The following is an 11,081-nucleotide window of genomic DNA, read 5'->3' on the forward strand; positions in this document are numbered from 1 at the left end:
CCCGCCTGCGTCCGAGAGACCGTCTGAAATGTACGAATCCGAAAGCGAAGATTTTTCCGGTTTCGGCCACGAGCCGGATTCGGAACCGAAACACCCTGCCAAAGCGCAAAAATCACTGCGCGCGCGCGCGATGGACATCCTGTCGCGCCAGGAAATCAGCCGCGTCGGTTTGAAGCGCAAACTCGCGCCCCATGCCGAGAGCGAAGAAGAACTGGAAAAAGTGTTGGACGAATTTTCCGAGCGCGACTGGCAATCCGACGAGCGTTACGCCGAAGCCTATATCCACAGCAAAAGCCGCAAACACGGCAAGCTGCGCCTGCAGCAGGCTTTGGCGCAACAAGGCATCGATGCCGAAATCAGCCGGGAATTCATGCCCGACAAAGAAAGCGAGTTGCAGACCGCGATGGCGGTTTTGCGTAAAAAGTTCAAAGCACCGGCCAAAGATCTGGCGGAAAAACAAAAGCAGGCGCGTTTTCTGGCTTATCGGGGTTTTGACATGGGCACGATTCAGACGGCTTTGAAAAACGGCTGGTCGGAAGACGACGGCTTTGATTGATTCATCCGGCTTGAATCTTTTTGCCGAACAGCGTACGCTTCAGCCTTTAAAATCTTTTTAAGAACACGAGTTTCATCATGACCGATAAAAAGCCCTCTCCTACCGCATCCGCCCCGTCTTTGGAAGACGAACGCAATCATCCCGTATACAGAGCCGGCCGCGCCGTGGTGATTTTCATGAGCATCGTATGGGCGGCCGTGGTGATTCTGGTTCTGTATCTTGTGTTCAAATTCTGGTTGGGCTGAATAGCACGCACAAAAAGGCCGTCTGAAAATTTTCAGACGGCCTTGTCATTTAAACTACCGTTTTTCCTGCCTGCGAATCAGATAAACCGCCAATACCGCGAAAATCACCGTCGGCAGCGCGCCTGCCAAAAACGGCGGCACGCCGTAAAGCTGGCTGGTAAAACCGAACAGGCGGCCGGCGAAGTGGAAGGCCAATCCCAAACAGATGCCGCCGAAGAGTTTCAAACCCATGTTGCCGTGGCGCGTGGTTTGCGGCGTGAACGCATACGCCACCAAAGCCATCACCAGCGCGGCAATCGGATACATCACTTTGCGCCACAAAGCAATCGAATAGACCTGCGTCTGCTGGTGGTTGTCTTTCAGATGCGCGATGTAGGTGGTCAGTTCGGACACCGACATCTGATCGGGATCGACCAGCAGGACATCCAGCAACCTGCTGCTGAGTGCGGTTTCCCAGCGTTGCTCGGCTTGGGTTTTCACTTCGATACGGTCACCGTGAATCAGGCTGTAACGCACGTTTTTCAGCTGCCAGCTGCCGTCCGGATTCAATGTGGCGGACTCGGCTTCGCCGGCCTGCGCCAATTCGTATTGCTCGTCGTGCTGCCAGATTTTCACACCGAGCAGGGTTTTGTCGGGCAGCATTTCGCGCACGTTGATGATGTTGTTTTTCTCTTTGAGCCACAAGCCGGTATCGCCTGCGGTCAGTTTGCCGTTGATGGCGGTGGTTTTCAGATTTTCCGCGCGTTGGCTGAGCTTGGGTGCAACCCATTCGCCCAAGGCAACCGTCGCCAGCGCAAAAATCAGGCCGAATTGCGCCAAAATCAGCAGCAGTTTTTTCGTACTCAGCCCGCTGGCCTTGATGACCGTCAGCTCGCTGCCGGCAGCCAGCTGGCTCAAGGCAATCAGGCCGCCGATTAAGACGGCCAGCGGCATCAGTTCGTATGCGCGCGCAGGCATCTGCATCAGCACATACTGCGCCATCGCTGCGCCGTCGTAACCGCCTTTGCCCAGGTTGCCGACTTCGTCAATCACTTCGAAAAAGCTGTACAACGCCAAAAACGCCAACAGCGCATACAGAGCCGTTACAGCCATGCGGCGGATCATATAGTGTGAAATCAGATTCATTTTCCGCCTTTCAAACTCAAACTTTTCACCACGGCCTGCCAAAACGGCTGCGCCGGCATACTGCGTACGCGCAGCAGCACCACGGCAACGGCAAACATCAGCAGATGCATCGGCAGCAAACCGATCAGGAAATGGATTTTTCCGTCTTCCACCGCATTGCGCAGGAAGGTCAGACCGTTCTGATAAATCAGGAACAGGCCGATGGCAATCAGGATATTGTAAGTATGGCCGGTACGCGGATTGAAATACGACAGCGGCACGGCCAGCATACTCAACAGCAGCACACTGACCGGCAGAGAAACGCGCCACATCAGTTCGGCACGGTGTTGCGGATTGTCGCTGCCGATGAGTTGCGCGGTCGGAATGGTACGGCGGTGGGAAACCGGATCGATGATTTTCGGCGTGGTGCTGATAATCAGGCTGAGTTTTTCAAACGAAACCTGATTGTAGTCGGTCTGCCCGGGCGTCCCGCTGTAACGGTAGCCGTTGCGCAGCTCCAGCGTGCGCTTGTTGTCGGTCAGCGCGAAATTGCCTTCTTTGGCGAACACGACGTTATCGTTGCCTTTTTCGTCCTGCTCGCGCAAAAACAGGTTTTTCATCACGCCCGAATCGGTGTCGAAGGTTTCCACGAAATACACGCGGTTGTTGCGTTTGCCCAAAGCATTGAACTCGCCTGCCTCGACCAAAGAAAGCTCCTGTTTCTGCTTCAGAATTTCGGCGTATTCGCGGCTTCTCAGTTCCGCCCAAGGCATCACCCAGAGCTGCATTACCGCGATCAGCACCGCAAACGGCACGGCAAACTGCATCACCGGCTTAATCCACTGCTTCAAAGCCAAACCGCTGGAAAGCCAAACCGCCATTTCGCTGTCGCGCCAATAGCGGGTCAACACCGTCAGCGTACTGATAAACGCCGTGAGCACCAGCAAAAGCGGCGTCATGCCGATGACCCAGAAACCGACCAGAGCCAGCACCGCGTCAATCGCCACCCGTCCGTCGGCGGCGCGGCCGAGCAGGTTAATCGCCTGAGTCGAAACCAAAACCGCCAGCAGCACGACAAAAATGCCGACCGCCGCAAAAGACAATTCTTTAATAAAATTTCTTTGATAAATCATATGATTGATGTTTCAAGCTGAGCGGCACAAAGCCGGTTGGCAGGTTCTCCGACAAAATCCGCGCCTCAAGCCGTCTGAAAAGCAGGCGCGACAGCGGATTAAGGTTTCAGACGGCCTGATGATGGAGTACAATCATTCCGTCTTTTTCAGACGGCATAAAGGCCGTCTGAAACATCCGAACACCCCTCTTCAATCAGGAGAATAAACGTGGAATTTAGCACAAAAGCCGAAAAATTGCAGCCGAATCAGGCAGGCGCAGCATTATTTGTCTGCACGGAAGAAGCGCAGTTGAGCAACGAAACCGCCCTTGCCCTGTTCCGCTCGCTGGAAGACGGCCAATCCTTCGCCGAAACCAAAATCCCGTCCGCCGACGGTTTGCAGGCCGTGGCCGTGGTGCACCTGAAAGATTTGGAACGCGCCACTTTCGACAAAGCCGCCGCCGAAGCCGCAAAATGGGCGCAAAATCAGGCTGAAGTCCATATCGACATCAGCCCGTTCTGCCAAACCGACGCGCCGCGTGTTGCCGAAGCCTTTGCCGCCGCCCTCGGCAACGCCGCCTACCGCTTCGACCGCTACAAAAAAGAAACCAAACCGGCCAAGTTAAGCCATATCGCGTTCCACAGCGGACACACCGCCGAAGTCGAAGCCGCCGTCAAATTCGCCGATGCGCAAGTGTTCGGCCAAAGCCTGTGCCGCGATTTGGGCAATGCCGCGCCGAACGAATGCACGCCGGAATTTCTGGCCGCCACCGCCAAATCCGAAGCCGAAAAACTGGGCGCACAAGCCAAAATCCTCGGCAAAGACTACATCAAAGCCAATATGGGTTCGTTTTGGTCGGTGGCCAAAGGCAGCGTGCAAGACCCTTATCTGGTCGAACTTTCCTACTTCGGCGCGGCAAACAAAGACGACGCACCGATTGTGCTGGTCGGCAAAGGCATCACGTTCGACACCGGCGGCATTTCGCTGAAGCCCGGCCTGAACATGGACGAAATGAAATTCGACATGTGCGGCGCAGCCACCGTCATCGGCACCTTCTGCGCGGCGGTCAAGCTGCAATTGCCGATTAACCTCATCGCCGTCGTGCCGACTTGCGAAAACATGCCGTCGGGCGAAGCCACCAAACCGGGCGACATCGTGAAAAGCATGAAAGGCTTGAGCATCGAAGTATTGAACACCGACGCGGAAGGCCGTCTGATTCTGTGCGACGCGCTCACTTACGCCGAACAGTTCAAGCCCAAAGCCGTCATCGACGTCGCCACCCTCACCGGCGCGTGTATCATCGCCCTGGGACACGACGTCAGCGGCCTGATGGGGAACAATCAGGAATTGGTCGACAGCCTGCTGGCCGCATCCAAAGAAGTCAACGACAAAGCATGGCAACTGCCGCTCTTCGAGACCTACAAAGAACAGCTCAAATCCAACTTTGCCGACCTGCCCAACATCGGCACTCCGGGTGCAGGCACGATTACCGCCGCCACCTTCCTGTCGCACTTCACCGAAGACTACCCGTGGGCGCACCTCGACATCGCCGGAACAGCATGGAAATCCGGTGCGGAAAAAGGCGCGACCGGCCGCCCCGTTCCGCTGCTGCTGAACTATTTGCGCAATGCGAAATAACCGGGATTCGGGATTAAACTCATCATCAAGTCCAGGCCGTCTGAAAAATTTCAGACGGCCTTACTGCTTTCAAAAGCCCCCGAACCGCGCTAGACTGATTACCCCATCCCATCATCACAAAAGGAGCGTCACATGAAAATCCAAGCCGCCGTTTCCCGCGAACCCGGCCGTCCGCTGAGCATCGAAGAAGTCGATTTGGCCGAACCGCAACGAGACGAAGTGCTCATCCGTCTGGTTGCATCCGGCGTCTGCCACACCGATGCCGAATCCATCAACGGCCGCGGCGCACCGTTTCCTGCCGTCTTGGGGCATGAGGGTTCGGGCATCGTCGAAAAAGTCGGCGAAGGTGTCACAAACATCCAAGCCGGTGATCATGTGGTTTTATCATTTTCCTATTGCGGAACTTGCGACCATTGTCTGGAAGGACAACAAAATGCCTGCGAACACACCGTCGAACTCAATTTCGGCGGCGGCCTCGGGGAAGACGGTTTGTCGCGCCTGAGCCAAAATGGTGAGCAACTGGCGCATTTCTTCGGCCAATCCTCTTTTGCCACTTATACCGTTGCCAACCGGAAAAACGTTGTGGTTGTGGACAAAGATGTCGACTTGGCACTTTTAGGGCCGCTCGGCTGCGGTTTCCAAACCGGCAGCGGCACGGTCTTGAATGCTTTGAAACCCAAAATCGGCTCGTCCATCGTGATTTTCGGTGCCGGCGCGGTGGGTTTGAGCGCGGTCATGGCGGCAAAAATCGCCAACTGCGGTCAGATTATCGCGGTCGACATTCACGACAGCCGTTTGGAAACGGCCAAAGAATTCGGTGCCACGCATGTAATCAACGGCAAAAACACCGATGCACTGGCCGAAATCATGCGCATTACCGGCGGGAAAGGCGCGCATTACGCCATCGAAACAACCGGCGTTTCATCCGTCGTGCAGCAATCGGTACGCTGCTTGCGCGTATTGGGCACTTGCGCGGTGGTCGGCATTGCCGGCGATGTCACGCTGAACTTTTTCCCTGATGTTTTAGGCACTTGCCGCACCATCGTCGGCGTGGTCGAAGGCCATGCCCTGCCGCAGCAATTTATTCCGCAGCTCATCCGTTTCTATAAAGAAGGCAGGTTTCCGTTTGACAAACTGGTGAAATTCTACGATTTCGCCGACATCAACCAAGCCTTTGAAGATTCCAAAAACGGCACAACCATCAAGCCGGTGGTCAGAATCGCGGTATAAATTTGCCGCCGAAAGGCCGTCTGAAACCCGTTTTTCAGACGGCCTTTTGCTATAATGCCCGTTCACGTTACCCGAAGCCGACGCCGACGCCATGCCCAAAGCCACCTTCTATACCCATGTTTCGCAACCTGCCGTTTTCACCTGCCGTTTGGCCGAACGCGCCATCCGCGACGGCGGCAGGGTTTTGGTTTGGTCGGATTCCGCCGACATGATTACCCGTCTTGACCGCGACTTGTGGCAGACGGCTCCCGAAAGCTTTATCCCGCACGAAATTTGGGAAACCGGCCAACCCATGCCGTCTGAAACACCGCTGCTATTGGCAAGCGGCCTCGAACTGCCGGCACTCCCGCCTGATGTCGCCGTTCTGAATCTTTCGCCCGACTTTTGGTCGGACGCGCCGCAACCGCCCGAACGTGTTTTGGAAATCGTTGGCACCAGTTTGGAAGATTTGGCCGAAGCGCGCGAACGTTTCCGCGCCTACCGCCAAAGCGGTTTTGAAATCGAGCATCATAAAATGGAAGGCAAAGCCTGAGCCGGAAACCCCGTTTCCCTTGCCAAACAAAGCGGCATACCATCGGGCAGAATGCGGTTGCCGCCTGTCCCGTCCCCATAAATTCCCGCCCCGAATCCGAACCGTTCCGAGCATTCAAGCACCCTGTTTTCAGACGGCCTGACGCATCCGGAGGCCGTCTGAAATTTTCTTGTCATCTTTACAAATACACCGATAATTTTTCAGACGGCCTGCTTCATTTTCAGGCAATCTGGGCTATAATCACGTTTTCCTTTTTCATTCGAAGAAACAGCATTATGAACAAAACTTTCAAATTCAGCGCGCTGGCTTTAGCCGCCGCCTTGTCATTGGTTGCTTGTGAGAAAAAAGACGCAGGCGCGGCACCTGCCGCTGCATCGGCCGCTTCCGGCGCTACCGGTGTGGATGCCATCGGCACACCGGCACAGCAAGCCAGCTACGCCATGGGCGTGGACATCGGCCGTTCTTTGAAACAGATGAAAGACCAAGGTACGGAAATCGACCTGAAAGTATTCGATGAAGCATTGAAAACCGTTTACGACGGCAAAGAGCCGAAAATGAACGAAATGCAGGCTCAGGAAGTGATGATGAAATTCCTGACCGAACAGCAGGAAAAAGCGCAGGCCAAACGCGCGGAAACCGCCAAAACCAACTTGGAAAAAGGCGAAGCCTTCCTGAAGGAAAACGGTGCGAAAGAAGGTGTGAAGACGACCGCTTCGGGCTTGCAATACACCATGAAGAACGAAGGTACGGGTAAAAAACCGACCAAAGACGATGTCGTGACCGTGGAATACGAAGGCCGACTGATTGACGGTACCGTGTTCGACAGCAGCAAACAAAACGGCGGCCAGCCGGTAAGCTTTCCGGTCAGCCAAGTGATTCCGGGCTGGCAGGAAGCCGTCCAACTGTTGAAAGAAGGCGGCGAAGCCACGTTCTTTATTCCGTCCAAACTGGCTTACGGCGAGCAAGGTGCCGGCGAGAAAATCGGCCCGAATTCGACTTTGATTTTCGATGTGAAGCTGGTGAAAGTCGGCGGTGCGGAAAACATGCCTGCCCAACCTGAAGTGCAAATCGAAAAAGTCCAATAACCCTTTTCGACAATATACAGGCCGTCTGAAAGATTGAAACCATGAATCTTTCAGACGGCCTCAGTTTTCAAGGCCAATAAAAAAGCAGACCCGAATCGGTCTGCTTTTCGTACATTCATATCAATAACATTCATACCTGATAACGGATTTATCCCAAATCCAACACGGCCGAAGTATAAACGTTCTGCACGTCGTCCAAACTCTCCAGTGCATCGAGCAGCTTCTGCATTTTGACGGCATCTTCGCCGGTCAGCACGGTTTCGTTTTGCGCACGCATGGTCACGTCACCGTCCACCGATTTGAAACCGGCTTCTTCCAATGCAGCTTTCACACCCGCCCAGTCGTTAGGCGCGGTGATGACTTCAATCATCCCTTCTTCATCGGCAATCACGTCCTCCGCACCGGCTTCCAAAGCCGCTTCCATCAGCGCATCTTCGTCCACATCGGTAAACACCAAGTACCCCTGATGCTCAAAGTTGAACGCCACGCAGCCGTCCGTACCGAGATTACCGCCGTTTTTGGTAAACGCATGGCGAACGTCGGCCACGGTGCGGGTTTTGTTGTCGGTCATGCAGTCCACCATCAAAGCCGCACCGCCGATGCCGTAACCTTCGTAGCGCAATTCGATGTATTCCACGCCTTCCAGGTTGCCCGTGCCTTTGTCGATTGCGCGCTGAACGTTGTCTTTGGGCATATTGGCATCCCATGCTTTGTCCATCGCCAGACGCAGGCGAGGGTTGGATGCAGGGTCGCCGCCGCCTAATCTGGCCGCAACGGTGATTTCTTTAATCAGTTTGGTAAAAATTTTGCCGCGTTGGGCATCAACGCGTGCCTTTTTGTGCTGGATATTCGCCCACTTGCTATGGCCTGCCATGCGGATTCCTTTCGATTTTTTTGCGTTTTATAGCCGATTAAAGTAAGCATGGAATGACGCCATCCTTATTTTAATCCGCCACGAAAAACGCAATATTTCATTTCATTCTGAAAAACGCGCATTTTATCATAAGTTTTTTATGGCCGAAAACTTCAGACGGCCTATCCCCATACCGTATCCAATTTGATTTCATGTTAAATTCCGTTATATATATTCAGGATTTGTATTTTACCGTCTTGGGTTTTAGAGTATGATACCGAAAATGTTTCTTTATTAAAGAACCGGATAAAGAGCATTCGGATAATCCCGTACCCGGCTGACGGCCTGCTCGCCTGAGGCAATGTGGCGGGATTGAAGCGGAGTAGTTGCCGCTGTGTGCCGCACGTTGATTAACTTTTTCATTTTTCGAGGTTTATTATGGAAACAACATTGTCTGCGCTGGTGGGCGCGGTCAATAAAGTGCTGTGGGATTACCTGCTGATGTATGCGCTTATCGGCATCGGCCTGTTTTTCACGGTTTATCTGGGTGCGCCGCAGATTACCAAATTAGGCACAGGATTCAGATCGGTTTTCGGCGGCTTGTTCGGCAAAAAAGGTGCGGACAGCGACCAAAAATCATTGTCACAATTTCAGGCTTTGGCCGTGGCGGTTTCCGCCCAAATCGGCACGGGCAACGTCGCGGGGGTCGCCACGGCGATTACCGCCGGCGGCCCGGGAGCGATTTTCTGGATGTGGTTGTCTGCCGTACTCGGTATGTCGACCATTTTTTCCGAAGCGGTTTTGGCGCAAAAATACCGCGTCGTCAGCCACGGCAAATACATCGGCGGCCCCGCGTTTTACATTACCCACGGCCTGACCCCGAAAATCGGCCGCTCTGCCGCGCGCTTCTTATCAGGCTTCTTCTCCATCGCCATCATCATTGCTTTGGGTTTTATCGGCAATGCGACGCAGGCAAACTCGATTGCATCGGCGGTAACGGTGGCGTTTGACATTCCGGCTTTGGCAGTCGGCATCGCCCTGGCGGTATTGGCCGGTTTGATCGTGGTCGGCGGTGTCAACCGCATCGCCAATGTCGCGCAGTTTGTCGTGCCGTTTATGGCGGTGGTTTACATCATTTGCGCGGTGGTAATTCTGTTCCAATTCTCCGAACACATCGTTCCGATGATTCAGCATATTTTTGTCGCTGCCTTTGATCCGAGCGCGGTGTTGGGCGGTGCGGCCGGTATCGGTATGCGCGAAGCCATCCGCTACGGCGTGGCACGCGGCCTGTTTTCCAACGAAGCCGGTATGGGTTCAACCCCCCACGCCCATGCCACCGCCAACGTCAAGCACCCTGTCCAGCAAGGCATGGCCGCATTCGTCGGCGTGTTTATCGATACTCTGTTGGTCTGCACCGCCACCGCGCTGATCATCCTGCTGACCGACGCCAATACTTTGGGCTTGAAAGGCGCGACGGTGACGCAGCAGGCGTTCATCATCGCATTCGGCGACTTCGGCGGCCAACTGCTGGCCGTGTGCCTGACTTTCTTCGCGTTTACCACCATCATCGGCTGGTATTATTTCGGCGAATCCAATATCCGCTTTTTGTTCCGCGGCAGATACTTGGGCTTCTACCGCACGTTGGTATTGGCCGCCATTGTGTTGGGAACCTTGGGCAAAGTCGATTTGGTATGGAGCTTGTCCGACATGTTCAACGGCTTCATGGTCATCCCCAACTTAATTGCCTTGTTCCTGCTGCGCAAAGAAATCCGCGCAATCTACGACGATTATTTGGCGCAGACCAAATCCGGCAAAGAACTTTCTTACCAATACGAATTTCACGAATTCCACGATAAGCAATAGCCGAAAAAAAATCTCTCCGACAAGGCGGAGAGATTTTTTTATAGTGAATTCAAATAAGAAATCTGCTTCGTTGGCTGCAGCTTGCCATACTATGTGTACTGTCTGCACCTTGCCGCCTTGTAGCTTTCTTATTTTAGTTCACTATACTTAATTAAGGCCGTCTGAAAGTTATAACACATAAAAATAAATGCAGATAAACTGCGCCAGACTGCCTGCCATCACAAACAAATGCCAAATACCGTGGCCGTATTTGATTTTGGTGTCGTTCACAAACCAATAAATGCCGGCACTATATAACACGCCGCCCAGAGCCAGCCAAAACAATCCCGCCGCAGACAAGCTCATCGCCAGCGGATACATCGCCACCAAAATCAACCAGCCCATCACCACATAAATCACCATCGACAACAAGCGTTTTTCACTTTTCCGCCCGATCGTCAATTCCTGAATGATGCCGAGCAAGGCCAGACCCCACGACACACCGAACAGCGACCAGCCCCAGCCGCCCTTAAGCGTCACCAACGTAAACGGCGTATAACTGCCCGCAATCAGCAGGTAAATCATACAATGATCCACCTTCTGCAATACCGCCTTCACTTTCGGCTGTGGAATGCTGTGATACAGCGTCGAACCCGAATACAGCAGCAGCAGACACACACCGTAAGTAATCGCGCTGGCGAGTTTGTAAGGGTCAAAATCCGCTACCGCCTTCACAATCAGCAACACCATACCGGTCAGAGCCAATACCGCCCCTACCAAATGGCTATAAGCATTAAAACGTTCACCTTGATACATAAGATTTATTCTCATTATTGAGACAGGCAACAGTTTACGCCAAACCCGTTACAAAAAGGCCGTCTGAA

12 protein-coding genes are annotated in these 11,081 nt (G+C 53.8%); 8 read left to right on the top strand and 4 right to left on the bottom strand.

Going from position 1 to position 11,081, the window contains the following annotated elements:
- Positions 1 to 28 precede the first annotated feature (28 nt).
- Both recX and ACM67E_RS08975 read left to right on the top strand, forming a co-directional pair.
- Positions 29 to 556, top strand: a complete 528-nt coding sequence (gene recX, locus ACM67E_RS08970; RefSeq protein WP_416191109.1) for a recombination regulator RecX — start codon at positions 29 to 31, stop codon at positions 554 to 556.
- A gap of 77 nt (positions 557 to 633) precedes the next feature.
- On the top strand, positions 634 to 801 hold the full coding sequence (locus tag ACM67E_RS08975) for a hypothetical protein (protein WP_416191110.1): 168 nt from the start codon (positions 634 to 636) through the stop codon (positions 799 to 801).
- 54 nt (positions 802 to 855) lie between these two features.
- Here the strand turns inward: ACM67E_RS08975 and lptG are convergent, their stop codons facing one another.
- The gene (lptG, locus tag ACM67E_RS08980; RefSeq protein WP_416191111.1) at positions 856 to 1,926 is read right to left on the bottom strand and encodes an LPS export ABC transporter permease LptG; all 1,071 of its coding nucleotides are present in this window, start codon (positions 1,924 to 1,926) and stop codon (positions 856 to 858) included.
- Positions 1,923 to 3,038, bottom strand: coding sequence for an LPS export ABC transporter permease LptF (gene lptF / locus ACM67E_RS08985; RefSeq protein WP_416191112.1), 1,116 nt, complete (start codon positions 3,036 to 3,038; stop codon positions 1,923 to 1,925). The genes lptG and lptF overlap by 4 nt, the downstream gene beginning before the upstream one ends.
- Positions 3,039 to 3,042: 4 nt before the next feature.
- On the opposite strand from lptF, the gene ACM67E_RS08990 reads away from it, so the two are divergent.
- The 5 genes from ACM67E_RS08990 to ACM67E_RS09010 all read left to right on the top strand — a co-directional run bounded on the left by ACM67E_RS08990 (position 3,043) and on the right by ACM67E_RS09010 (position 7,502).
- Positions 3,043 to 3,243, top strand: a complete 201-nt coding sequence (locus ACM67E_RS08990; RefSeq protein ID WP_416191113.1) for a hypothetical protein — start codon at positions 3,043 to 3,045, stop codon at positions 3,241 to 3,243.
- Positions 3,244 to 3,245: 2 nt separating this feature from the next.
- Positions 3,246 to 4,655, top strand: a complete 1,410-nt coding sequence (locus ACM67E_RS08995; RefSeq protein ID WP_416191114.1) for a leucyl aminopeptidase — start codon at positions 3,246 to 3,248, stop codon at positions 4,653 to 4,655.
- A gap of 132 nt (positions 4,656 to 4,787) precedes the next feature.
- The gene (locus ACM67E_RS09000) at positions 4,788 to 5,885 is read left to right on the top strand and encodes an NAD(P)-dependent alcohol dehydrogenase (RefSeq protein ID WP_416191115.1); all 1,098 of its coding nucleotides are present in this window, start codon (positions 4,788 to 4,790) and stop codon (positions 5,883 to 5,885) included.
- Positions 5,886 to 5,976: 91 nt separating this feature from the next.
- Positions 5,977 to 6,417, top strand: a complete 441-nt coding sequence (locus ACM67E_RS09005) for a DNA polymerase III subunit chi (RefSeq protein ID WP_416191116.1) — start codon at positions 5,977 to 5,979, stop codon at positions 6,415 to 6,417.
- Between the two features lie 275 nt (positions 6,418 to 6,692).
- Positions 6,693 to 7,502 (top strand): FKBP-type peptidyl-prolyl cis-trans isomerase, encoded by an 810-nt coding sequence (locus ACM67E_RS09010; RefSeq protein ID WP_416191117.1) that lies wholly within the window; start codon positions 6,693 to 6,695, stop codon positions 7,500 to 7,502.
- A gap of 148 nt (positions 7,503 to 7,650) precedes the next feature.
- On the opposite strand, the gene ACM67E_RS09015 is transcribed toward ACM67E_RS09010, so the two are convergent.
- On the bottom strand, positions 7,651 to 8,376 hold the full coding sequence (locus ACM67E_RS09015; protein WP_416191118.1) for a YebC/PmpR family DNA-binding transcriptional regulator: 726 nt from the start codon (positions 8,374 to 8,376) through the stop codon (positions 7,651 to 7,653).
- 417 nt (positions 8,377 to 8,793) lie between these two features.
- On the opposite strand from ACM67E_RS09015, the gene ACM67E_RS09020 reads away from it, so the two are divergent.
- On the top strand, positions 8,794 to 10,218 hold the full coding sequence (locus ACM67E_RS09020; protein ID WP_416191119.1) for an alanine/glycine:cation symporter family protein: 1,425 nt from the start codon (positions 8,794 to 8,796) through the stop codon (positions 10,216 to 10,218).
- Positions 10,219 to 10,386: 168 nt separating this feature from the next.
- On the opposite strand, the gene trhA is transcribed toward ACM67E_RS09020, so the two are convergent.
- Positions 10,387 to 11,013: a PAQR family membrane homeostasis protein TrhA gene (gene trhA / locus ACM67E_RS09025; RefSeq protein WP_416191120.1), complete on the bottom strand. Its 627-nt coding sequence runs from the start codon at positions 11,011 to 11,013 to the stop codon at positions 10,387 to 10,389.
- Between the last annotated feature and the right edge of the window lie 68 nt (positions 11,014 to 11,081).

The sequence above is a fragment of the Neisseria sp. CCUG12390 genome, assembly GCF_047837985.1.
Lineage (GTDB): Bacteria > Pseudomonadota > Gammaproteobacteria > Burkholderiales > Neisseriaceae > Neisseria.